The 24,410-nt window shown below is 61.0% G+C and carries 20 protein-coding genes and 1 pseudogene; 17 read left to right on the forward strand and 4 right to left on the reverse strand.

The features are described 5' to 3' along the window. Window positions 1-228: 228 nt before the first annotated feature. The 3 genes and pseudogenes from FEE99_RS01350 (at window position 229) to FEE99_RS01360 (ending at window position 1,313) form a co-directional block, all read left to right on the forward strand. Window positions 229-630: a lysozyme inhibitor LprI family protein gene (locus tag FEE99_RS01350; RefSeq protein WP_041476757.1), complete on the forward strand. Its 402-nt coding sequence runs from the start codon at window positions 229-231 to the stop codon at window positions 628-630. Between the two features lie 10 nt (window positions 631-640). Further along, window positions 641-868 (forward strand): annotated as a pseudogene (locus FEE99_RS01355) (helix-turn-helix domain-containing protein); the annotation flags it as partial. 28 nt (window positions 869-896) lie between these two features. Continuing rightward, the gene (locus FEE99_RS01360) at window positions 897-1,313 is read left to right on the forward strand and encodes a DUF3010 family protein (RefSeq protein ID WP_016772815.1); all 417 of its coding nucleotides are present in this window, start codon (window positions 897-899) and stop codon (window positions 1,311-1,313) included. 143 nt (window positions 1,314-1,456) lie between these two features. Here FEE99_RS01360 and FEE99_RS01365 read toward each other — a convergent pair whose 3' ends face one another. Continuing rightward, the gene (locus FEE99_RS01365; protein ID WP_041476759.1) at window positions 1,457-2,401 is read right to left on the reverse strand and encodes a GlxA family transcriptional regulator; all 945 of its coding nucleotides are present in this window, start codon (window positions 2,399-2,401) and stop codon (window positions 1,457-1,459) included. Between the two features lie 191 nt (window positions 2,402-2,592). Here FEE99_RS01365 and FEE99_RS01370 point away from each other — a divergent pair, with 191 nt between their 5' ends. From FEE99_RS01370 to FEE99_RS01395, 6 genes are all read left to right on the forward strand, one after another. Then, the gene (locus tag FEE99_RS01370) at window positions 2,593-3,537 is read left to right on the forward strand and encodes a choline ABC transporter substrate-binding protein (protein ID WP_024014601.1); all 945 of its coding nucleotides are present in this window, start codon (window positions 2,593-2,595) and stop codon (window positions 3,535-3,537) included. Between the two features lie 104 nt (window positions 3,538-3,641). After that, on the forward strand, window positions 3,642-4,529 hold the full coding sequence (locus tag FEE99_RS01375) for a BKACE family enzyme (RefSeq protein ID WP_041476760.1): 888 nt from the start codon (window positions 3,642-3,644) through the stop codon (window positions 4,527-4,529). A 211-nt stretch (window positions 4,530-4,740) separates the two neighbouring features. Next, window positions 4,741-5,706 carry an L-carnitine dehydrogenase gene (locus tag FEE99_RS01380; protein ID WP_041476761.1) on the forward strand — a complete coding sequence of 322 codons (966 nt, stop codon included), beginning with the start codon at window positions 4,741-4,743 and terminating at the stop codon, window positions 5,704-5,706. 135 nt (window positions 5,707-5,841) lie between these two features. Then, the gene (locus FEE99_RS01385; RefSeq protein ID WP_041476762.1) at window positions 5,842-6,318 is read left to right on the forward strand and encodes a thioesterase family protein; all 477 of its coding nucleotides are present in this window, start codon (window positions 5,842-5,844) and stop codon (window positions 6,316-6,318) included. Between the two features lie 25 nt (window positions 6,319-6,343). Then, window positions 6,344-7,483 carry a gamma-butyrobetaine dioxygenase gene (locus tag FEE99_RS01390; RefSeq protein ID WP_041476763.1) on the forward strand — a complete coding sequence of 380 codons (1,140 nt, stop codon included), beginning with the start codon at window positions 6,344-6,346 and terminating at the stop codon, window positions 7,481-7,483. 389 nt (window positions 7,484-7,872) lie between these two features. Beyond that, window positions 7,873-8,136 (forward strand): hypothetical protein, encoded by a 264-nt coding sequence (locus FEE99_RS01395; protein WP_041476764.1) that lies wholly within the window; start codon window positions 7,873-7,875, stop codon window positions 8,134-8,136. An 89-nt stretch (window positions 8,137-8,225) separates the two neighbouring features. On the opposite strand, the gene gbdR is transcribed toward FEE99_RS01395, so the two are convergent. Beyond that, a complete protein-coding gene (gene gbdR / locus FEE99_RS01400) occupies window positions 8,226-9,329 on the reverse strand; it encodes a choline metabolism transcriptional regulator GbdR (protein ID WP_007949927.1) in 1,104 nt (367 codons plus the stop codon). Window positions 9,330-9,867: 538 nt separating this feature from the next. Continuing rightward, window positions 9,868-11,244 carry an L-serine ammonia-lyase gene (locus tag FEE99_RS01405; RefSeq protein ID WP_041476765.1) on the reverse strand — a complete coding sequence of 459 codons (1,377 nt, stop codon included), beginning with the start codon at window positions 11,242-11,244 and terminating at the stop codon, window positions 9,868-9,870. A gap of 435 nt (window positions 11,245-11,679) precedes the next feature. On the opposite strand from FEE99_RS01405, the gene FEE99_RS01410 reads away from it, so the two are divergent. The 3 genes from FEE99_RS01410 to choV all read left to right on the forward strand — a co-directional run bounded on the left by FEE99_RS01410 (window position 11,680) and on the right by choV (window position 14,724). Further along, window positions 11,680-12,627: a choline ABC transporter substrate-binding protein gene (locus FEE99_RS01410; protein ID WP_041476766.1), complete on the forward strand. Its 948-nt coding sequence runs from the start codon at window positions 11,680-11,682 to the stop codon at window positions 12,625-12,627. 76 nt (window positions 12,628-12,703) lie between these two features. Continuing rightward, window positions 12,704-13,549, forward strand: coding sequence for a choline ABC transporter permease subunit (gene choW / locus FEE99_RS01415; protein WP_016772805.1), 846 nt, complete (start codon window positions 12,704-12,706; stop codon window positions 13,547-13,549). Continuing rightward, window positions 13,546-14,724: a choline ABC transporter ATP-binding protein gene (choV, locus tag FEE99_RS01420; protein WP_041476767.1), complete on the forward strand. Its 1,179-nt coding sequence runs from the start codon at window positions 13,546-13,548 to the stop codon at window positions 14,722-14,724. Before choW ends, choV begins: the two co-directional genes overlap by 4 nt. A gap of 178 nt (window positions 14,725-14,902) precedes the next feature. Here choV and FEE99_RS01425 read toward each other — a convergent pair whose 3' ends face one another. Beyond that, complete coding sequence (locus FEE99_RS01425) at window positions 14,903-16,843, reverse strand: BCCT family transporter (RefSeq protein ID WP_223630511.1); 1,941 nt, start codon at window positions 16,841-16,843, stop codon at window positions 14,903-14,905. A gap of 486 nt (window positions 16,844-17,329) precedes the next feature. On the opposite strand from FEE99_RS01425, the gene betI reads away from it, so the two are divergent. From betI to FEE99_RS01450, 5 genes are all read left to right on the forward strand, one after another. Then, window positions 17,330-17,923, forward strand: a complete 594-nt coding sequence (gene betI, locus FEE99_RS01430) for a transcriptional regulator BetI (RefSeq protein WP_041476768.1) — start codon at window positions 17,330-17,332, stop codon at window positions 17,921-17,923. Window positions 17,924-18,011: 88 nt separating this feature from the next. Further along, window positions 18,012-19,484, forward strand: coding sequence for a betaine-aldehyde dehydrogenase (betB, locus tag FEE99_RS01435; protein ID WP_039757620.1), 1,473 nt, complete (start codon window positions 18,012-18,014; stop codon window positions 19,482-19,484). 148 nt (window positions 19,485-19,632) lie between these two features. Further along, window positions 19,633-21,336, forward strand: coding sequence for a choline dehydrogenase (gene betA / locus FEE99_RS01440; protein ID WP_041476769.1), 1,704 nt, complete (start codon window positions 19,633-19,635; stop codon window positions 21,334-21,336). Between the two features lie 279 nt (window positions 21,337-21,615). After that, window positions 21,616-23,058, forward strand: a complete 1,443-nt coding sequence (locus FEE99_RS01445; RefSeq protein ID WP_041476770.1) for a TldD/PmbA family protein — start codon at window positions 21,616-21,618, stop codon at window positions 23,056-23,058. Beyond that, window positions 23,058-24,395 carry a TldD/PmbA family protein gene (locus FEE99_RS01450; RefSeq protein ID WP_041476771.1) on the forward strand — a complete coding sequence of 446 codons (1,338 nt, stop codon included), beginning with the start codon at window positions 23,058-23,060 and terminating at the stop codon, window positions 24,393-24,395. Before FEE99_RS01445 ends, FEE99_RS01450 begins: the two co-directional genes overlap by 1 nt. Window positions 24,396-24,410 lie beyond the last annotated feature (15 nt).

The following is a 24,410-nucleotide window of genomic DNA, read 5'->3' on the forward strand; positions in this document are numbered from 1 at the left end:
GCGTCCCCTTATTGGCGATTCGTGCGCCGAATCGTCTGCCGGCGCTTTGGGGCCAGCATATGCCTCGGTGCCGGGGCGACCGGGTGCAAAAACGACAGGGGAATTGCCGAAAGCGTCAATCCGCGACAAAGGGTCGTCAGCCGTCCTCATCGGCTGGCTGTTCAAGCCCGCGCGCTTGCGCCAGAATCTGCCGCAGCCTGCACCTACCAACGGATTAGAGCGACCCCAATGAAATCAATAATCCTCGCCCTGGCACTGATTGCGACCGGCGCCCACGCCGCCGAAGAATCCGAGAACAACCCGTGCGACGCGGTGGAAAACGACATCCAGACCCTGGAATGCTCCGCCTACAGCCGCAGCACCGCCGAAGACCTGCTCAAAGACAACTACGCCAGCCTCAACGAGCGCATGCAGGCCGCCTACGGCAAGAACCCGACGCAACTGGCCGACATCACCGCCAAACTGAAAACCGCCCAGCAGCAGTGGTTGAAGACGCGGGATGCGGATTGCGCGGTGGAAGCGTTCCCGGCCACGGCGGGAAGCAAGGCCTTCACCATTGCGCAGAATGATTGTGTCGCGCGGATGAGTGATGAACGGTCGGAGTTTTTGGAGTCGATCGGGCAGGAATAAACATACAAAGGATAAATCAATGATTCCTCATGAAGTGGTCAGCCATATGGTTGATGGCGCAACACCGATCCGCGCCTGGCGCGAACATCTCAACCTGACTCAGGAAGAAGTGGCGAAGCGCATGGGCATCTCGCAACCGGCGTTTGCCCAGCAGGAAACAGTCGCCAAACCCCGCAAGGCCACCCGCGAGAAAATCGCCGCCGCGTTCGGCATCACAGCCAGTCAGCTTGAGCTGTAGGCTGCCCTCTTTATTCAAAGGAATTCCCATGAACATCTGCGGCATTGAAATCAAAGGCAGCGAAGCGATCATCGCCGTGGCGGCGCTCGATGGTTCGACGTTGAGCCACGTCCCTCTCGCCACGAAGAAGATTGCTCTGGATGACGACGACGAGGCGGCGAACGTGCGGCGGTTCGCGGCGCAGGTGGCGTCGTTTGTGCGGGAGAACTCGGTGGACCGGATTGCGATCAAGAAGCGCAGCAAAAAGGGCGAATTTGCCGGTGGGCCGACGACGTTCAAGATCGAGGGCGTGTTTCAGTTGCTTGATGGCTGTGAGGTGACGCTGCTGTCGCCGCAGACGATCAACGCGCAGGCCAAGAAGCACAATTTCGAACTGCCGGGGACGTTGAACAAATATCAGCATGAGGCTTACAAGGCGGCATGCTCGGCGTTGGTGAAGAAATAAGCCGATTCCCGAAATCACCTTGGAACCTGTGGGAGCGGGCTTGCCCGCGATGGCGGTGTGTCCGGCAATAACAATGTTGGATGTGCTGGCCTCATCGCGGGCAAGCCCGCTCCCACAGGGTTCTAGGGTGTTGCTGAAACCATTCAGGCCTGCGCGGTACGCCGGTCTTCCCGGGGGCAGCGGGCGAAACGTGCGCGATAGCTGCGGGTGAAGTACGACGGTGATTCAAACCCGCAGGCAATGCTGACTTCGAGCACGCTCATGTCGGTCTGGCGCAGCAACTGCCGGGCCTTTTCCAGCCTTAACCGCAGATAGAAATTGCTCGGCGTATCGTTCAGGTGCAGCCGGAACAACCTCTCCAGTTGCCGCCGGGTCACCTTGATCGACTCCGCCAGTTGCAGCGTGGTCAGCGGTGGTTCGCTGTGCTGTTCCATCTCGCCGATCACCTGCACCAGTTTCTTGTTGCTGATGCCGTAACGCGTGGCGACTTCCATGCGCTGGTGATCCTTGCGCGGGCGGATGCGCCCGAGCACAAATTGCTCGCTGACCTGAATCGCCAGTTGCGGGCCGTGGGCCTGGGCGATCAGGTCGAGCATCAGATCAATCGAGGCCGTACCTCCCGCCGAGGTGATGCGTCGTCGGTCGATCTCGAACAGCTCCTGGGTGACGCTGAGCTGTGGATAAGATTCCTTGAAGGCATCGATCGCCTCCCAGTGCAGGGTCAGGCGATGGCCGTCGAGCAGGCCTGCTTCGGCAAGGACGAAGCTGCCGGTGTCGATCGCACCGAGGGTTACGCCGTCGTTGTCCAGCCTGCGCAACCAGTGTTCCAGCGTCGGCGTGATGAACTTCAGCGGTTCGAAGCCGGCCACCACCAGTAAGGTCGCACCTTTCTTCAGCGGCTCCAGCGCCGCATCGGCGTTGACCGACATGCCGTTGCTCGCCAGTACCGCGCCGCCATCGGCGCTGAGCACATGCCAGCGGTACAACTCGCCGCGAAAACGGTTGGCGACGCGCAACGGTTCGATCGCGGAAATAAAGCCGATGGCGGAGAACCCCGGCATCAGCAAAAAGTAGAAATCCTGGGACATGGGCGCACTCGGTTGGCGGGTCGCGTGGCTCGTTGATACGCCGATTATCGACGGCGTTCAAGCGTGCAGGTCGCTACAGTGCAAATGCCAGTCGCCGCAGTGCGCTTTCACGGGTGCATAGCTGCGTAACTTGGCCTCACCGGCGCGCAGATGCCGGGAACGACAATAATCGAACTGCCGAGGAACCCGACATGAAACGACTGATCAGCAGCTGCGTTCTTGCACTCAGCGGTACCGCTTTTTTCAGCACCGGCGTGATGGCCGCCGAACCGGCCTCCTGCAAGAACGTACGCATGGGCGTGGTCAACTGGACTGACGTGATCGCCACCAGTGCCATGACCCAGGTCCTGCTCGACGGCCTCGGCTACAGCACCAAACAGACCAGCGCCTCCCAGCAGATCATCTTTGCCGGGATTCGCGATCAGCGCCTGGACCTGTTCCTCGGCTACTGGAACCCGCTGATGACCCAGACCATCACGCCGTTCGTCGAGGCCAATCAGGTGAAAGTGCTCGAAGCACCGAGCCTGAAAGATGCCCGCGCCACCCTCGCCGTGCCGACCTATCTGGCTGACAAGGGCCTGAAAACCTTTGCCGACATCGCCAAATTCGAGAAGGAATTGGGCGGCAAAATCTACGGCATCGAGCCAGGCTCGGGCGCCAACACGCAGATCAAAGCGATGATCGCCAAGAACCAGTTTGGTCTGGGCAAATTCCAGCTCGTCGAATCGAGCGAGGCCGGCATGCTCGCCGCCGTCGATCGCGCCGTGCGCCGCAAGGAAGCCGTAGTGTTCTTCGGCTGGGCGCCGCACCCGATGAACGTCAACATTCAGATGACCTATCTGACCGGCAGCGAAGACGCCCTCGGCCCGAACGAAGGCATGGCCACGGTTTGGACGGTCACGTCACCGAAGTACGCCGAGCAATGCCCGAACATCGGCCGCCTGCTGGCCAACCTGACTTTCACCGCCGAATCCGAGAGCCGGATGATGCAGCCGCTGCTCGATCACAAGGATGCCTTCGAGTCGGCGAAGCAGTGGCTCAAGGATCACCCCGAAGACAAACAGCGCTGGCTTGAAGGTGTGACGACTTTCGATGGCAAACCGGCCGCTGAAAATCTGCAACTGACCAGCAAATAACCCCTCACCCTGACCCTCTCCCACAGGGAGAGGGTATTTCAATCAAGCTTCACAGCCCCGTAACGGGCTGCGGACAGACCCATCACGCCTGAAGGAAACGCACCATGAACCACGACGTCATCATCACCTGCGCACTTACCGGTGCTGGCGACACGACCGCCAAAAGTCCACACGTGCCGATCACCCCGAAACAGATTGCCGCTGCAGCGGTGGAAGCGGCCAAGGCTGGCGCCACCGTGGTGCACTGCCATGTGCGCGATCCGCAGACCGGCAAGTTCAGCCGTGACGTGGCGCTGTACCGCGAAGTGATGGAGCGCATCCGCGAGGCGGACGTCGACATCATCGTCAACCTCACCGCCGGGATGGGCGGCGACCTGGAAATCGGCGCTGGCGAGAAGCCGATGGAGTTCGGCCCGAACACCGATCTGGTCGGCCCGCTGACCCGTCTCGCCCACGTTGAACAGTTGCTGCCGGAAATCTGCACCCTCGATTGCGGCACGCTGAACTTCGGCGACGGCGACACCATTTACGTATCCACTCCGGCGCAACTGCGCGCCGGCGCCAAGCGCATCACCGAACTGGGGGTGAAGGCCGAACTGGAGATTTTCGACACCGGGCATCTGTGGTTCGCCAAGCAGATGATCAAGGAAGGCTTGCTCGACAACCCGCTGTTCCAGCTGTGCCTGGGCATCCCGTGGGGCGCACCGGCCGACACCACCACGATGAAAGCCATGGTCGACAACCTGCCCGCCGACGCGGTGTGGGCCGGGTTCGGCATCGGCCGCATGCAGATGCCGATGGCGGCGCAAGCGGTGCTGCTCGGCGGCAACGTGCGGGTCGGCCTGGAAGACAATTTGTGGCTGGACAAAGGTGTGCTGGCGACAAATGGCCAATTGGTTGAGCGCGCCACGGAGATCCTCAGCCGCCTCGGTGCCCGGGTGCTCACACCGGCAGAAGGTCGCAAAAAAATGGGCCTGACCCAGCGCGGCTGAACCTCACCCTTTCTCCCTGTGAACATAATTTTTGTGGTGAGGGGATTTATCCCCGATCGGTGGCGAAGCCGCCCCAAAACCTGACAACCCGGGGCATCAGATAGACCGATAGCACAGGTTTTACGACTTCTTCGCCACCGATCGGGGATAAATCCCCTCGCCACGAGAACAGAGTTTCCACAGGGATCACCGAACTCTTCAGGACATCACCATGCGCTTTATCACCGAAATCAAAACTTTCGCCGCTCTGGGCAGCGGTGTCATCGGCAGTGGCTGGGTCGCCCGCGCCCTCGCCCACGGCCTCGACGTGGTGGCTTGGGACCCGGCGCCCGGCGCCGAAGCGGCATTGCGCAAACGCGTGGCCAATGCGTGGGGCGCGCTGGAGAAAAACGGCCTGGCGCCGGGTGCTTCGCAGGATCGTCTGCGCTTTGTCGCAACCATCGAGGAATGTGTGCGTGACGCCGATTTCATCCAGGAAAGCGCCCCGGAACGGCTGGAACTGAAGCTCGACCTGCACAGCAAGATCAGCGCCGCCGCCAAGCCCGATGCGCTGATCGGCTCCAGCACTTCAGGCCTGTTGCCCAGCGAGTTCTACGAGAGTTCGACGCACCCTGAACGCTGCGTGGTCGGGCATCCGTTCAACCCGGTTTATCTGTTGCCACTGGTCGAAGTCGTCGGCGGCAAAAATACCGCGCCGGAAGCGGTGCAAGCGGCGATGCAAGTCTACGAATCCCTCGGCATGCGCCCGTTGCATGTGCGCAAGGAAGTGCCGGGTTTCATCGCCGATCGCTTGCTTGAAGCGCTGTGGCGTGAGGCGTTGCACCTGGTCAACGACGGTGTCGCGACGACCGGCGAGATCGACGATGCAATCCGTTTTGGCGCTGGTCTGCGCTGGTCGTTCATGGGCACGTTCTTGACCTACACCCTGGCCGGCGGCGATGCCGGCATGCGCCACTTCATGTCGCAATTCGGTCCGGCGTTGCAGTTGCCGTGGACATATCTGCCAGCACCGGAGCTGACCGACAAGTTGATTGATGACGTGGTCGATGGCACCACTGATCAGCTCGGTCGGCACAGCATTTCGGCGCTGGAGCGCTATCGTGATGATTGTTTGCTGGCGGTGCTTGAGGCGGTGAAGACCACCAAAGAGAAGCACGGAATGAGTTTCAGCGAATAATCCGCCACCTGATCGTTCCCACGCTCTGCGTGGGAATGCAGCCCGGGAACGCTCCGCGTCCCAGAAGCGTGACGCAGAGCGTCACAGGAGGCGTTACCACGCAGAGCGTGGGAACGATCGCCGCCAGGAGAAACCATGCCCCACCTCACAACCTACCAAACCACCATCATCCCCGACTGGGTCGACTACAACGGCCACCTGCGCGATGCCTTCTACCTGCTGATCTTCAGCTACGCCACCGATGCGCTGATGGACCGCCTCGGCATGGACAGCAGCAACCGCGAGGCCAGCGGCCACTCGCTGTTCACCCTCGAACTGCACCTCAATTATCTGCACGAAGTGAAACTCGACACCGAGGTCGAAGTGCGCACACAAATCATCGGCCACGACAGCAAGCGCCTGCACCTCTACCACAGCCTGCACAAAATCGGCGATGAGCAAGCGCTGGCCGGCAATGAACAGATGCTTTTGCACGTCGACCTCGCCGGCCCGCGCTCGGCGCCGTTCAGCCCCGATACGTTGCATCGCTTGCAGACCATCGTCGCGGATCAGACCGACCTGCCCGCTCCCGCTTACATCGGCCGCGTGATCGCGCTGCCACCCGCTCGGTAAATCCCCCCATCGCCAAGGAGCCGCCATGAACACCGCCGTCGCTGTTGCCGATTTTCGTACTTATCCGTTGATCAGCGCGCTCGGTGGCGTGCAGGGTCTGGCGGATCGCGTTGTCATCGAATGGGCTGACGGTCGTGTCAGCCCGTTTCACCACGTATGGCTGCGCGACAATTGCCCATGTGATCAATGCGTCTACAGCGTCACTCGCGAACAGGTCTTCGAGAGCGTCGACGCCGCCGAGGATTTGCAACCGCTGGCCACGCGCATCGACTGGCAGGATGGTCACCTGAGCCGCCTCGATCCGGGCTGGCTGCGCGCTCATGCCTATGACGACGAATCCCGCGCCGAACGCCTGGCGGGCAAATCGCAGCCCCGTTTGTGGCACAGCGATCTGCAGTTGCCGGTGTTCGACTACACCGCGCTGATGAACGACAACGCCGCGCTGCTGCAATGGTTGCTCGCCGTGCGCGACATCGGCCTGACCCAAGTGCGCGGCGTGCCCACCGAGCCGGGCTCGCTGAAGCTCATCGCGCAGCGGATTTCCTTCATCCGCGAAAGCAACTTCGGCGTGCTGTTCAATGTGCAATCCAAAGCCGACGCCGACAGCAACGCCTACACCGCCTTCAACCTGCCATTGCACACGGATTTGCCGACTCGCGAGCTGCAACCGGGGCTGCAATTTCTGCATTGCCTGGTGAATGATGCCGAGGGTGGCGAGAGTATTTTCGTCGATGGTTTTGCGATCGCCGACGCCTTGCGTCTGGAGGATCCGCAGCTGTTTGAGGCCCTGTGTGAAATACCCGTGGAGTTCCGCAACAAGGACCGGCACAGCAACTATCGCTGCCTGGCGCCGGTCATCGCTTTGGATGCGCTGGGCCGGGTGGCGGAGATTCGCATGGCCAACTTTCTGCGCGGGGCGTTCGATACGTCGGTGGCACAGATGCCGCTGCTGTATCGCGCCTATCGGCGCTTTATTGCGATGACCCGCGAGCCGCGATTCCGGCTGATGCAGCGGCTCAAGCCGGGCGAATTGTGGTGCTTTGACAACCGCCGCACGCTGCATGCGCGCAATGCCTTTGATCCAGCCACCGGGGCGCGACATTTTCAGGGCTGCTATGTCGACCGGGATGAGTTGTTGTCGCGGATTCTGGTGTTGCAACGTTGAACCGCGTCATCGTTCTTCGCGAGCAGGCTCGCTCCCACTATTAACCGCATTCCCCTGAATGAACGCGGTCTTCTGTGGGAGCGAGCCTGCTCGCGAAAGCGCCAGCGGGAACAACAAATCTCTGGCTGATTCACAGGCAAAAAAAACTCCGATCAAGCCGTGACAGGATCGGAGCTGAGGAGGGTACTGTTGAGGAGCTGCCAGGCGAGGGTGACCAAACCTTCGTGAAGCGAGCTGGGGCCAGTGTGCCTAGTCGACAATCCAGTCGGTTAGCCGAAAACGACCTGTTCATAGTCGTCCCGGCCACCGCGACAAAACGCCCTTGCCGCGTCCGGTCGGGGCCACCAGAATCGAGCCAAGACCTCCGTTGCCACAGAAGGATTTGCGTAATGATGTACGCCGATTTGATTGACCAGGAAGATCTGTTGGGCCAGCTCAAGGCCTTGGGTATTCAGGTGCCGAGCGGTACCACCGCCGAGCAGGCCTGCGAGTGCGCGGTGCGGGGCCTGGATAATGTTCGCGCATTCGAACTGCGCAAGATGGTCAAGGACATGTACACCAGCGGCGCCAGCATTCAGCCGGCGGTGCGTCAGGCGATCGACAAGCAATTGTTGCCGGCCCTCTCGCAATACCAGCAGTCCCACAGCGCCTGAGAAAAGATCAAAAGATCGCAGCCTTCGGCAGCTCCTACAGGGGAACGTATTCCAAATGTAGGAGCTGCCGAAGGCTGCGATCTTTTGCTTTACAGCCTTACGCTGGCAAACGTCGACTCATTGCGCGCCTGACTCAGCGCCGACATCGGCCCCGACAGCGGCGACATCACGATGGCCTGCGGCAGTGGCAACATCGCCACTTGCTGGGTGGTGTTGGAGCCGACGCGCTCGTCACGCGGCGGAATGCCGAAGTACTCGCGATAGCACTTGGAGAAGTGCGGCGTGGAGACGAAACCACACACCGACGCCACTTCGATAATCGACATCGGCGTCTGCTTGAGCAGTTGCCGGGCGCGGATCAGGCGCAGCTTCAGGTAATAGCGTGACGGCGAGCAGTGCAGGTATTTCTGGAACAACCGCTCCAGCTGTCGACGCGACACCGCGACATACACCGCCAGTTCATCCAGATCGATCGGCTCTTCCAGATTGGCTTCCATCAACGCGACGATTTCCTGCAACTTCGGCTGGTTGGTGCCGAGCATGTGCTTGAGCGGCACACGCTGGTGATCCTGTTCGTTGCGAATGCGCTCGTAGACGAACATTTCCGAGATCGCTGCCGACAGTTCACGACCGTGATCGCGGCTGATCAGGTGCAGCATCATGTCCAGCGGCGCGGTACCGCCGGAACTGGTGAAGCGGTTACGGTCGAGGGTGAACAGACGTGTGCTCATGGCCACGCGCGGAAAAGCTTCCTGCATCGCCGCCAGACATTCCCAGTGCACGCTGCAATCGAAGCCATCGAGCAGACCGGCGCAGGCCAGCGCCCAACTACCGGTGCACACCGCGCCCAGACGCTTGGACTGGCGCGCCTGGCTTTGCAGCCACGAGACGTGTTCACGGGTTACGGTACGTTGAATGCCGATGCCGCCGCAGACAATCACCGTGTCCAGGGGCGGGGCTTTGTGCATGGAGGCGTCGGGAGTGATCTGCAAACCGTCACTGGCCCAGACCTGGCCGCCATCGACGGTGAGGGTGCTCCAGCGATACAGCTCGCGACCGGACAACTGGTTGGCCATGCGCAGCGGCTCAACGGCGGACGCCAGGGAAATCAGCGTGAAATTGTCCAGCAGCAGAAAGCCGATGGATTGAGGCGCACGGTTCTGGGGTTGGGCCCCGGAGTTGAACGACGTCATCGCGGTATCTCCTCACACAAAGCGGGTGGCGGCCTCAGGCGGAGGCTCTTGTTATTGCCCGCGTCTCACAGAGAAAGCAGGCTTTGTTATGACAGAGCAATTGCCGTGCCTGAAATTGGACGGCCATTCAATAACTCCTGAAAACGACCTCGCGACGCGTCTATACGAGACCTCGGAACACGCCATTTCGAAGTGCCATCAGATGCCGCGAGAGCCCTGCCGCGCAGCCCGTGAGCAGATCGGTAGCACTTGTGGGAACTGGCCTGCAGAGGATTTGCACAGAGTGTCACCGCAAGCACGGGCGACGGACGGTCAGGTAACGACTGACGAGTCACGACTGACAATGACGCTTGTCTGATTGCGACGCGCCAAAAGGTGGCGTGGCTGGATCGGGGTGTTCTTTTGTCGAGCAGTTTTGACTGGTCTGGCCCTATCGCTGGCAAGCCAGCTCCCACAGGGATTTGTGGTGTGAACCAAATGGCATCAACACTGAAGAACCTGTGGGAGCTGGCTTGCCAGCGATAAGGGCAACGCGGTTTCAGCACTCAACCGCGCTGACCGCCAAGCCACCGCGCGAAGTTTCCTTATATTTGTCATGCATATCGGCGCCGGTATCACGCATGGTGCGGATCACCCGGTCCAGCGAGATGAAGTGCTGACCGTCGCCACGCAGAGCAATTTGCGCCGCGTTGATCGCTTTCACTGCGGCAATCGCATTGCGCTCGATGCACGGCACTTGCACCAGCCCGCCGACCGGGTCGCAGGTCAGGCCAAGGTTGTGCTCCAGGCCGATTTCCGCCGCGTTGCACAACTGTTCAGGGGTGGCGCCAAGAATCTCGGCCAGCCCCGCCGCCGCCATCGCGCAAGCCGAACCGACCTCGCCCTGGCAACCGACCTCGGCCCCAGAGATCGACGCATTCTTTTTGCAAAGAATGCCCACCGCCGCCGCGCCGAGGAAATAGTCGACGACGTTGGCGTCAGTGACTGCCTCGCTGAATTTCATGAAGTAGTGCAGCACCGCCGGGATGATCCCCGCCGCGCCGTTGGTCGGTGCAGTGACCATGCGCCCGCCGGCAGCATTCTCTTCATTGACGGCCAGGGCGAACAGGTTGACCCACTCCATCGCGCTCAGGGTCGAGCCGATGACATTGGGTTTATTCAGCTCTTGCAGGCTGCGGTGCAACTTCGCCGCACGCCGCCGCACGTTCAGGCCGCCGGGCAGAATGCCTTCGTGCTTGAGGCCTTGTTCGACGCAATCCTGCATCGCCCGCCACAGTTTCATCAGCCCGGCACGGATCTCTTCTTCGCTGCGCCAGACCTTTTCGTTGGCCATCATCAGTTCGGCGACGCGCAGGTTGTGCGTTTTGCACAACTGCAGCAGCTCGACCGCACTGGAGAAGTCGTACGGCAATTCGGTGCGATCCAGATCGACCACACCGCTGGCCGCTTGCGCCTCATCAACGACGAAGCCGCCGCCGACTGAATAGTAGGTGTCACGATGCAGCTCACCGAATTCGCCTTCGGCAACCAGGGTCATGGCGTTGGGATGGAATGGCAGGTTTTCATCGATCAGGCGCATGTCCCGTGCCCAGATAAATGGCACCGCCAGACGACCATCCAGTAAAAGCGTATGGGTTTCGCGCAGCGCCTGAATGCGCGGGCCGATCTGCGCCGGGTCGATTGCGTCCGGCCACTCGCCCATCAGGCCCATGATCACCGCGTTGTCGCTGCCGTGACCGATGCCGGTGGCGGAAAGCGATCCGAACAACTGCACCTCGATGCGCCGCACCTGCTCCAGTTGATGCTTGCCGCGCAGCGACTCGACGAACAGTGCGGCGGCGCGCATCGGGCCGACGGTGTGGGAACTGGAAGGGCCGATGCCGATTTTGAACAGGTCGAAAACGCTGATAGCCATTGCTGCGAAGCTCCTGAGAATACCGGTCCGGGCGGCAAAAGCGCCCGCTGGCGGAGCTGCTACGCTCAAGCTGCGATCCGCCGAATGCCGGCATCATCGGGCTTTTGTCGGCGCGCACGGCGTCTGACACCGACGCAGTCATGTCCAGCAGCGTCGTCACGTTTTCGCCCCGCAAATACGCCGTTTTTATGCAGTCGAGCAGGTCATCGGGGGCGGAAAAAAGCTGTAAGCGACGTCACCGACACTGGAAGCGACCATCCCTGTACTGGATACGACCCTCCCTGTAGGCGTCAGATTTTCACTGGTACATGATCGGGATGACTCGATTGCAAGGCGCTGCGGTAGAGCTGTCTCAAAAACGCCACCAACCGCAACCCATAAGTGCGGTGGTCCACAGTCGGAACACTGCCAAAAAAAACACCAAGGAGTCCATCCATGAAAGGTTCCCCGTCGTTGTTGTTGGCCGCCCTGCTGAGTCTGCCGTTACTGGCGCAAGCCGCAGAACCGGCACAGTGCAGCCTCGTTAACTTCTCCGATGTCGGCTGGACCGACATCACCGCAACCACCGCCACCACTTCCGTTGTTCTCAACGCCCTCGGCTACAAGACCAAAACCACCATGATCTCCGTGCCCGTGACCTACAAGTCGCTGGCCGACGGCAAGAACATGGACGTGTTTCTCGGTAACTGGATGCCGACCATGGAGAACGACATCAAGCCGTATCGCGATGCCGGCACCGTCGACACCGTGCGCACCAACCTCAAGGGTGCCAAATACACCCTCGCCGTGCCGCAAGCCCTCTACGACAAAGGCCTGCATGACTTCGCCGACATCGCCAAATTCAAGAAAGAGCTCGACGGCAAGATCTACGGCATCGAGCCGGGCAACGACGGCAACCGGCTGATCCAGAGCATGATCGACAAGGACGCCTTCGGCCTGAAAACCGCTGGCTTCAAGATCGTCGAATCTTCCGAGGCCGGCATGCTCTCGCAAGTCGACCGGGCGCAGAAGCGCGACACCGCCGTGGTCTTCCTCGGCTGGGCACCGCACCCGATGAACAAGCGCTTCAAGATTCAATACCTGACCGGCGGCGACGAATTCTTCGGCCCCGATTTCGGCGCAGCCACCGTGGCGACCAACACCCGCAAGGGTTACGCCGAAGAATGCAGCAACGTCGGTCAGCTGTTGAAAAACCTGGAGTTCACCGTCGACATGGAAAGTGAACTGATGGGCAACATCCTCGACGACAAGATGAAGCCTGACGCGGCCGCCAAGGCCTGGCTGAAAAAGAATCCACAGGTGCTCGATACCTGGCTCGCTGGCGTGACCACCATTGACGGTAAACCAGGCCTGGAGGCCGTGAAAGCCAAGCTCGCGCCTTGATTTGAGGGCATCGCTTATGCCGGGCAGGCGTGCCTGCCCGGGCTGTTAATTTCCTTGCATGCGGACGTTCACTACCATGCTGATTGATCAGAAAATACCTTTAGGCCAGTACATCGCGGGCTTCGTCGAATGGTTGACGCAACACGGCGCCAACACCTTCGACGCAATCGCCGTGACACTGGAAACGATGATCCACGGCGTGACGTTTGCGCTGACCTGGTTCAACCCGTTGGTGCTGATTGGCCTGATTGCCATCATTGCCCATCTGATTCAACGCAAGTGGGGCCTGACCGCGTTCGTGGTCGCCTCGTTCCTGCTGATCCTCAACCTGGGTTACTGGCAGGAAACCATGGAAACCCTCGCCCAGGTGCTGTTCGCCACCCTGGTCTGCGTGTTGATCGGCGTGCCGCTGGGCATCGTCGCCGCGCACAAACCGATGTTCTACACCATGATGCGGCCGGTGCTCGATCTGATGCAGACCGTGCCGACCTTCGTTTACCTCATTCCTACCCTGACCCTCTTCGGGCTGGGTGTGGTACCGGGCCTGATCTCCACGGTGGTCTTCGCCATCGCGGCGCCGATCCGCCTGACCTACCTGGGCATCCGCGATGTCCCGCAAGAACTGATGGACGCCGGCAAGGCCTTCGGCTGCTCGCGTCGCCAATTGCTCTCAAGGATCGAATTGCCGCACGCCATGCCGAGCATCGCGGCGGGCATCACCCAGTGCATCATGCTGTCGCTGTCGATGGTGGTGATCGCGGCACTGGTCGGCGCCGACGGACTCGGCAAACCGGTGGTCAACGCACTGAACACTGCTGATATTGCGCTGGGCTTCGAAGCAGGCCTGGCAATCGTACTGCTGGCGATCATGCTCGACCGTATCTGCAAACAACCCGACGCTAAAGTAGGGGGTGACGCATGAGCATAATTCGCTTCGAAGACGTCGACGTAATCTTCTCCAAGGATCCGCGCGAGGCACTCAGGCTGCTCGATCAGGGCATGACCCGCAACGAGATCCTGAAGAAGACCGGGCAGATCGTCGGCGTGGAAAAAGCCACGCTGGACATCAACAAGGGCGAGATCTGCGTGCTGATGGGCCTGTCCGGCTCGGGCAAGTCGAGCCTGCTGCGCTGCATCAACGGCCTCAACACCGTGAGCCGCGGCAAGCTGTTCGTCGAGCATGAAAACCGCCAGATTGACATCGCGTCCTGCACGCCCGCCGAGCTGAAGATGATGCGCACCAAGCGCATTGCGATGGTGTTCCAGAAGTTTGCCCTGATGCCCTGGCTGACGGTGCGCGAGAACATCAGTTTCGGCCTGGAGATGCAGGGCCGACCGGAGAAGGAACGCAAGAAACTGGTCGACGAGAAACTCGAACTGGTCGGCCTGACCCAATGGCGCAACAAGAAGCCTGATGAGCTATCCGGCGGCATGCAGCAGCGCGTCGGCCTCGCCCGCGCGCTGGCCATGGACGCCGACATTCTGCTGATGGACGAACCGTTCTCGGCCCTCGACCCGTTGATCCGCCAGGGTCTGCAGGATGAACTGCTGGAGCTGCAACGCAAGCTGAGCAAGACCATCGTGTTTGTGAGCCACGACCTCGATGAAGCACTCAAATTGGGTAGCCGCATCGCGATCATGAAGGACGGTCGGATCATCCAGTACAGCGTGCCGGAGGAAATCGTCCTCAACCCGGCGGACGACTATGTGCGCACCTTCGTCGCCCACACCAATCCGCTCAACGTGCTCTGCGGCCGCAGCCTGATGCGCACGCTGGACAAGTGCAAACGCATCAACGGCTCGGTGTGCCTCGATCCGGGCGGCGACTCGTGGCTGGACCTGGCCGAAGGCAACACCATCAAAGGCGCACGCCAGAACGGCTCGGTGCTGAACCTGCAGAACTGGGCACCGGGGCAAGCGGTGGAAGGCCTGGAGCGCAAACCGACGCTGGTGGACTCGAACATCGGCATGCGTGACGCGCTGCAGATCCGTTATCAGACCGGCAACAAGCTGGTGCTGCACGATAACAATCATGTGGTGGGGATTCTGGGCGACAGCGAGTTGTATCACGCGTTGCTGGGCAAGAATCTGGGGTAAACCCCGCAGACACGAAAACGCCGCGAGACTATCGCGGCGTTTTTGTTTGAAGATCAAAAGATCGCAGCCTTCGGCAGCTCCTACAGGGGGAATGCGATCCATGTAGGAGCTGCCGAAGGCTGCGATCTTTTAAAGGAACAACGCGGTGCTTCAGACAGAAACACCGCGCTCTCACGGTTTAGCTATACACCCGGCCAAGGAGCTGCCGATGGCTTTCGAACTGATCGAGCACATCCCGGGTAATCTGCTCCGGGGTGAAGCCCATCAAGTCATAGTCCTGACTGCCATTGTGCAGATACACCTCAGCGCGGTAATAACGCTGACGCGCTTCATCTGATTGCGCCGATTCGGTCGGGGTTGCCAGATAACCATCCAGGCTCACTTCGTAGACGAAAGGGTTGCCCTCTTCCATCTCGACCCGCACGCCCATGCAACGCTTGGCTTTGCCCAGCAGCGTCTGCACTTCAATGCCCTGATTGCGCAATTGCGCTGCTGCATCTTCCAGCGCCGGGGTGACGTGTTTGTCCATGAAGCGCTGCACCACCGATTGGCTCGGCTGCAGATCCAGTTGCGTCAGACGCTCGCTGAAACCACGGCGTCCGCGCTCGGCAAGTTGTGCTTGCTCCTGTTCGATCTGCACGTCCTGGCGCATCGCCTTGTGCAGGCCGAACATGAAGCAGATCAGCACCACCGAGAACGGCAGGCCGGCCAGCACGACCATGGTCTGCATGGCTTCGAAGTTGCCAGCGAACAGCAGGCCGATGGTCACCAGCGTGATCACCACCGACCAGAAGATCCGCAGCCAGTGCGGCGCGTCTTCATCGACGTTGCCGCCCTTGCAGGAAAGATTCGCCATCATCACCGCGCCGGAGTCGGCCGGGGTCAGGAACAGCACGAAGCCGACGAAGATCGACACACCAATCACGACTTTCGACGCCGGGTAATGCTCAAGCAACTGATAGATCGCCATCGACGGCTGTTCCAGCGCCGTCTTGCCCAGTTCCACCGCGCCCTGATTCATCACCAGATCCAGCGCCGAGTTGCCGAAGATCGACAGCCACGCCAAGGTGAAGCCCAGCGGAATCAGCAGCACGCCAGCGACCAGTTCACGCACGCTGCGGCCACGGGAAATCCGTGCGATGAACATGCCCACGAATGGCGCCCAGGAAATCCACCAGGCCCAGTAGAACAGCGTCCACAGGCCCAGCCAGCGGTCGGACTTGGCGCTGTCGCCTTCATAGACGTACAGGTCGAAGGTCTTCAGCACCACGCCGTTGAGATAGTCGCCAATGTTCTGCACGAAGCCGTTGAGCAGATGCAAGGTCGGGCCGAACAGCAGGACGAAAATCAGCAGGCCGCTGAACAGCACGATGTTCAGGTTGGACAGACGACGGATGCCGTTTTCCACACCCGACACAGCGGCGATGGTCGCTACGGTGCTCATGACGATGATGACGATCAGCAGGTTGGTGTTGCTGTGCTCCATGCCGAACAGGTTTTCCAGCCCGGACGACACTTGCAGCGAGCCAATCCCCAGGTTGGTCACCAGGCCCAGCAGCGTTACGAACATGCCGAAGCCATCCACCGCGTGCCCGGCCGCGCCTTTGACCCAACGCTCGCCGACCAGCGGATACAGCGCCGAACGCAGGGCCAGCGGCTGGTTATGCCGATAGGCGAAATACGCCACGGCCAGGCCGACCAGTGCGTAGATCGCCCAGCCGTGCAGGCCCCAGTGCAGGAAAGTCAGTTGCACCGCTTGCCGCGCCGCCATATTCGTCGCCGAGGTGCCTTCCGGCGGATTGAAGTAGTGATCCAGCGGCTCGGACGCGCCGAAGTACAGCAGCGAAATGCCGATGCCCGACGAGAACAGCATCCCCGCCCAGGCGCCGTAGCTGAAATCCGGGGTGTCGTCCTTGCTGCCCAGTTTGAGTTTGCCGTACGAGGAAAACGCCAGACCGACCACGAACACCAGGTAGGCGGCGATCACCACCATGTAGTACCAGCCGAAGCTGCGCGACAACCAGGCCTGGGCCATGCCCAACATTCTGCCGGCCTCTTGCGGGGCGATGATCAGAATGGCGGTCAACAACAGAATCAGCGCGGTCGAGGTGTAGAACACCCAACCGTTGACCGTCACCTTCTCGGGCGGGGTCTTTATTAGCGAGGCAGAACTCATGGCACAAATGCTCCAGGCAGTGCGAGAGAAGAACACAAGGCATCACGGAACCCGACCAATCGGTTAGTTGGCAGCCGACCGGCGGGTGATATAAAGACACTCCGAAAAAAGCCCGAACCTGCCGAAATGGCGTTGCGTATTCGCTTTCGTGGCCAAAGGTGCCGGACGTTCATCCGAAACCTGACCCCGAGCGTCTTGCCCTTTCAATACGTCCTTCGAATCGCGAACCGCGCCATGCCCCACGCTGGTTTCGAGCCGTTTCAGGTGTCGGTTTTTATCGTCATTACACGTAGGAATTTTCTGTAGGCAGCGACGAATTGTCGCAGATCTTATTCTTTGTTGATTGAACGTTCAATCAAAACAAAATAGACTGGCCCTCAATCCGATCGGCGTCATTCGCCCCTCGGAAGGCCTAAGGAGATGTGCAAGATGCCCAAGGTCGGTATGCAACCCATCCGCCGCCAACAACTGATCGAAGCCACTTTGCAAGCGGTCGATCAGGTCGGAATGGGGGACGCCAGCATTGCGCTGATCGCCCGTTTGGCCGGTGTCTCGAATGGCATCATCAGTCATTACTTTCAGGACAAGAACGGCCTGATCGCCGCCACGATGCGGTACCTGATGACCGCCCTCAGCGAGAGCGTCACCGCGCGCCGTCAGGCGCTGGCAGATGACAACCCACGGGCGCATCTGCAGGTGATCATCGAAGGCAACTTCGACGCCAGCCAGGTCAATGGCCCGGCAATGAAAACCTGGTTGGCCTTCTGGGCCACCAGCATGCACCAGCCGTCTTTGCACAGGTTGCAGCGGATCAACGATCACCGTCTGTATTCCAACCTGTGCTGCCAGTTCCGCCGTGTGCTGCCGCTCGAAGATGCGCGCAGCGCCGCCCGGGGTCTGGCAGCGTTGATTGACGGCTTGTGGTTGCGCGGCGCGCTGTCGGGAGACGCTTTCGACACGGCGCAGGCGCAACAGATCGCTTACGAATACATGGATTTCCAATTGGCCAAGAAGGTGAGCTAGAGCACACAGAAAATGCTCGGCCCCTGAACTCCACCGCAGCGTCATCGCGGTGGTCAACGCCAACCACCAATGCACTTGCGAGGACACTATGGCCCGTTTCGAACTGCAAAAACTCTACATCGATGGCGCGTACACCGACGCCGGCAGCGACGCCACCTTCGAAGCCATCAACCCGGCGAACGGTGAAGTCCTCGCACTGGTGCAACGTGCGACCAAAGACGACGTCGAGCGCGCCGTGGTCAGCGCCGAAAAGGGCCAGAAAATCTGGGCCGCGATGACCGCCATGGAGCGTTCGCGCATCCTGCGTCGCGCCGTCGACATCCTGCGCGAGCGCAACGATGAACTGGCCGCGCTGGAAACCCTGGACACCGGCAAATCCTTCTCCGAAACCAAGTACGTCGACATCGTCACCGGCGCTGACGTGCTGGAATACTACGCAGGCCTGGTGCCCGCCATCGAAGGCGAGCAGATTCCGCTGCGTGACACCTCTTTCGTTTACACCCGTCGCGAGCCGCTGGGCGTGGTCGCCGGTATCGGCGCGTGGAACTACCCGATCCAGATCGCGCTGTGGAAATCCGCTCCAGCCCTGGCGGCCGGTAACGCGATGATCTTCAAGCCAAGCGAAGTCACCTCGCTGACCACCCTGAAACTGGCTGAGATCTACACCGAAGCCGGCGTGCCGAACGGCGTGTTCAACGTGCTGACCGGCAGCGGCCGCGAAGTCGGCACCTGGCTGACCGAGCACCCGCGCATCGAGAAAATCTCCTTCACCGGCGGCACCGACACTGGCAAGAAAGTCATGGCCAGCGCTTCGGCTTCGTCGCTCAAGGACGTGACCATGGAACTGGGCGGCAAGTCGCCGCTGATCATCTGCGACGACGCCGACCTCGATCGCGCCGCCGACACGGCGATGATGGCCAACTTCTACAGCTCCGGTCAGGTCTGCACCAACGGCACTCGCGTATTCGTACCGGCGCATCTGAAAGCCGCGTTCGAGGCCAAGATCGTTGAGCGCGTTGCGCGCATCCGCGTCGGCAACCCGGAAGACGAAAACACCAATTTCGGCCCGCTGGTCAGCTTCGCCCACATGGAAAGCGTGCTGGCCTACATCGAAAAAGGTAAGGAACAAGGTGCCCGCGTCCTGTGCGGCGGTGGTCGCCTGACCGACGGCGAATTCGCCAAAGGCGCATTCGTTGCGCCAACCGTGTTCACCGACTGCACCGACGACATGACCATCGTTCGTGAAGAGATCTTTGGCCCGGTGATGGCGATCCTCTCCTACGAAACCGAAGAAGAAGTGATCCGCCGCGCCAACGACACCGACTTCGGCCTGGCCGCCGGTATCGTCACCAAAGACCTGAACCGCGCCCACCGCGTGATTCATCAACTGGAAGCCGGTATCTGCTGGATCAACGCCTGGGGCGAGTCCGACGCAAAAATGCCGGTCGGCGGCTACAAGCAGTCGGGTGTTGGCCGTGAGAACGGGATCAGCTCGCTGAACAACTTCACCCGCATCAAATCGGTACAGGTCGAACTGGGCGATTACGTTTCGGTGTTCTGATCAGCTAGCTGATCAGCTGCAAGCGGCAAGTTTAAAGCTGCAAGTAAAAGCAGTTTGGGCTTGCCGCCCTCCCCGATTTCGAAGCCACCGCTCGCTGCTTTTCCTTGCAGCTAGAAGCTAGTGGCTTGTAGCTCCCGCAGGAGAATTTATGACTCAAGAATACGACTACATCATCATAGGCGCCGGCTCTGCAGGTAACACACTTGCGACCCGTCTGACTGAAGACGAAGGCGTCACCGTTCTGCTGCTCGAAGCCGGGGGGCCGGACTACCGCCTCGACTTCCGCACGCAGATGCCCGCCGCGCTGGCGTTCCCGCTGCAGGGTCGTCGCTACAACTGGGCTTACGAAACCGATCCAGAGCCACACATGGACGGTCGCCGTATGGAATGCGGTCGCGGCAAAGGCCTTGGCGGCTCTTCGCTGATCAACGGCATGTGCTACATCCGTGGCAACGCGATGGACTACGACGGCTGGGCGAAACTGCCGGGCCTGGAAGACTGGTCGTACCTCGATTGCCTGCCGTATTTCCGCAAAGCCGAAACCCGTGACATCGGCCCGAACGATTACCACGGTGGCGACGGCCCGGTCAGCGTGACCACGCCGAAAGCCGGCAACAACCCGCTGTTCCACGCCATGGTTGAAGCCGGCGTGCAGGCCGGTTACCCGCGTACCGAAGACCTCAACGGTTACCAGCAGGAAGGCTTCGGCCCGATGGACCGCACCGTAACGCCGAACGGCCGCCGTGCTTCCACCGCCCGTGGCTACCTCGACATTGCCAAAAAACGCTCGACCCTGACCATCGTCACCCACGCCCTGACCGACAAGATTCTCTTTGAAGGCAAGCGTGCGGTCGGCGTGCGTTACCTGATCGGCGACGCTGAAGAACGTGTTGAAGCCAAGGCGCGCAAGGAAGTCCTGTTGTGCTCCGGCGCCATCGCTTCGCCGCAGATTCTGCAGCGCTCCGGTGTCGGCCCGGCGAAATTGCTGGAAAGTCTCGACATCCCGGTGGTCCACGATCTGCCGGGCGTCGGTGAAAACCTGCAGGATCACCTCGAGCTGTACCTGCAATACGCCTGCACCCAACCGGTTTCGCTGTACCCGTCGCTGCTCTGGTACAACCAGCCGGCGATCGGTGCCGAGTGGCTGTTCAACGGCACCGGCATCGGCGCCAGCAACCAGTTCGAGGCCGGCGGTTTCATTCGTTCGCGTCCGGAATTCGAATGGCCGAACATCCAGTACCACTTCCTGCCGGTGGCGATTAACTACAACGGCAGCAACGGCGTGAAAGAACATGGTTTCCAGGCGCACATGGGCTCCATGCGCTCGCCGAGCCGTGGCCGCATCCAGGTCAAATCCAAGGATCCGCGCCAGCACCCGAGCATCCTCTTCAACTACATGGCCACCGAGCAGGACTGGCAGGAATTCCGCGACGGTATTCGCCTGACCCGCGAAATCATGCAGCAACCGGCTCTCGACGCCTTCCGTGGTCGCGAAATCAGCCCGGGCATCGAAGTGCAAACCGATGAGCAGCTCGACAAGTTCATCCGCGAGCACGCCGAAACCGCGTTCCACCCGTCCTGCTCGTGCAAGATGGGCACCGACGAGATGGCCGTGGTCGATGGCGAAGGTCGTGTGCACGGCATGCAGAGCCTGCGCGTGGTGGATGCCTCGATCATGCCGATCATCACCACCGGCAACCTCAATGCGCCGACGATCATGATGGCCGAGAAAATCGCCGACAGGATCCGTGGCCGCAAGCCGCTGCCGCGCAGCAATGCTGCCTACTACGTCGCTGGCGATGCGCCGGTGAAGGGCAAGCCGATGCGTGATATCACCCCGGCGGCTCAGTAAGACGTAATACCGCGTCACGGCTAATCGCTGGCAAGCCAGCTCCCACAGGGTTTTGCGTCGTTCACACATATTGTGTTCACCAAAAAACCTGTGGGAGCCTGGCTTGCCAGCGATGGGGCCCTCAGATTCAGCACAAATTCCCTCGCTGCACAGTAAATCCCCCTACACCCCCTCTTCACTTGATCCTACCCCCACGCAGGCCTACTCTAGACCTCGCGCAACCGTTTCACCCCTCCCCGCTGTCGCCATGCCGCTACTCCATTACAAGGAGGTTCCCGAATGTTCGATTTCCACCCCCAGCTCAAGCAGCGCTTTGCTGCCTTGCGCACGGGCGCTGAATTTTTTTCCCTGCGGTATGTGCGCGAGTCCGGGCAGTTTCTGTCGGTGCGCAAGAACGTCGCCGAACCGCCTAGCCTGAGTCGCGATGAAGGGGCGATGCTCACCGTCCGGGTCAATGGCGTCGAAGCCTATGCGGCGACCAATGACCTCTCGCAACAAGGCCTGCAAGCCGCTCTCGAGCGCGCCGAGCAACAGGCCCGCCGGCTCAAGCCGCACGCCTTGCTCGATCTGCGCGAGCAGCCGCTTTCCAGCGATCGCGCTGATTATTTTTCACCCAATCTCGAACAGCCCTTCCCGTCCCTGAGCGAATGCTTCGATCTGCTCGGCGCGGAATCCGCCTCGGTGCCCAAGGATAAGCGCCTGGTCAATTGGCAGGTAAGCATCGGCATCACCCATGTCGAGCAGATCTACCTGAGCAGCGCCGGCGCCGAATTGCGTCAGGCCCAGCGCTTCGTCTATCCGAGCCTCGACGTCACCGCCTACGACGGCAACGACAGCCAGACCCGCAGCCTCGGCCGCGAGAACTTCGGCCAGCAGGGTGGCGCCGACGTCATCAGCCGTTGCGGCCTGGTCGGTGCCGGTCCGCAAGTCGCCGATCAGGCCCTGCAACTGCTGCTCGCGCCGAACACCCCGCAAGGCCCGCGCGACTTGCTACTGATGCCCGATCAGATGATGCTGCAGATCCACGAGTCCATCGGTCATCCGCTGGAGCTCGACCGCATCCTCGGCGATGAGCGCAATTACGCCGGCACCAGTTTCGTCAAGACCAGCGATTTCGGCAGCCTGCAATACGGCTCGAATTTGCTCAACGTGACTTTCGACCCCGGCATCCCGGAAGAACTCGCCAGCTACGGCCATGACGACGACGGCACCGCGGCGAGCAAACAATTCCTGATTCGCGACGGCCTTTTACTGCGGCCGCTGGGCGGAGCGCTGTCGCAATATCGCGCCGGCCTCGATGGCGTTGCCAACAGCCGCGCCTGCGGTTGGAACCGGCCGCCGATCGACCGCATGGCCAACCTCAACATCGAACCGGGTGATCAAACGCTGGAGCAGATGATCGGCGGTATCGAGCACGGCATTCTGATGAGCACCAACCGTTCGTGGTCGATCGACGATGCGCGCAACAAATTCCAGTTCGGCTGCGAATGGGGCCAGTTGATCGAGAATGGTGAACTGAAAGGCGTGGTAAAAAACCCCAACTACCGGGCGATTTCCGCGCACTTCTGGAAGAGCCTGCGCGCCGTCGGCGATGCCAGCACCGTCAAGGTGCTGGGCACGCCGAACTGCGGCAAGGGCGAACCGAACCAGGTGATTCGCGTCGGCCATGCTTCGCCGGCCTGCGTATTCAGCAACATTGATGTGTTTGGGGGAGACGCCTGATGAGCATTTCGAAGCGTCAGTCCGACGCCTTCAAGGTCATGGTCAACTGGCTGCGCGACAGCGTGCGCGAGCCGGAACAGTTCACGCTCAGCTACGCCGCCGAAGCCTCGGCGTTCGTGCGCTTCAATCACGCCAAGGTGCGCCAGGCCGGGCAAGTGCAGCAGGCCAATGTCGGCCTGAAACTGATCAACGACGGTCGCCACGCCGACCTGCAGATCACCTTGTCCGGGGATCAGGAAGCCGATCTGCAACGGCTCGCCGAAGGCCTGCAACAATTGCGCGATACCTTGCCGCTGCTGCCGCAGGACCCGTACTTGCTGCTCAATCACAACAGCTGGCAGAGCACGCACGTACAAGCGCATCCGCTGCCGGACACCGAAGATGTCGTCGGGCAAATCTGCGCCGCCGCTGAAGGTCTCGATCTGGTCGGTTTTTATGCTGCCGGTCCGATCAGCCGTGGCTTTGCCAGCTCCGCTGGCGCGTTCGGCTGGCATGAAGCCAACAGCTTCAATTTCGACTTCAGCCTGTTCCACGAAAACGGCGAAGCGGTGAAGGCCAGCTATGCCGGCCACGATTGGAGCGACGAGGGCTTCGCCCGGCGTTTCGCCCAGGCACGCGAACAGCTTGAGTTTCTCGGCCGACCGTTACGCACCCTGGCACCGGGGCAGTACCGCGCCTATCTGGCACCGGCGGCACTGGAAGAAATCATGGGCATGCTCAGTTGGGGCGGGTTCTCGGCGCAGTCGATCGCCAGCAAGAGCAGCCCGTTGCAGAAGCTCTACGTCGGCGATCAGGCGTTCAGCCCGTTGCTGTCGCTGGATGAAAAAGTCAGCGAGTCCCTGAGCCCGGCGTTTTCCGCCGAGGGTTATCCGCGCAGCGATCTGCGTCTGATCATCGAGGGCAAGGCCGGCGATCAACTGGTGGGCTCGCGCAGCGCCGCCGAATATGGTCTGGCGGCGAACGGTGCGGGCGGCGGCGAGATGCCCAGTGCGTTGAACATGGCCGCCGGTGATCTGTCGCAGCAAGAGATCCTCAAGCAGTTGGGCACCGGGCTGTACATCAGCAACCTGTGGTATCTGAACTACTCGGATCAACCGGCGGCGCGCATGACCGGCATGACCCGTTTCGCGACCTTCTGGGTCGAGAACGGCGAAATCCAGGCGCCGGTCAGCACCATGCGCTTCGACGACAGCGCCTACAACCTGCTCGGTTCGCAGTTGGAAGCGTTGACCACCGAGCGTGAGCTGCTGCTCTCGGCGAGTACGTACAGCCAGCGCAATACCTCGTCATCGCTGTTGCCGGGGGCGCTGGTCAGCCGACTCACGCTGACGCTGTAAATGCAAAACCTGTGG

Origin of the sequence: Pseudomonas sp. ef1 (genome assembly GCF_007293365.2) — a bacterium.
Lineage (GTDB): Bacteria > Pseudomonadota > Gammaproteobacteria > Pseudomonadales > Pseudomonadaceae > Aquipseudomonas > Aquipseudomonas siliginis.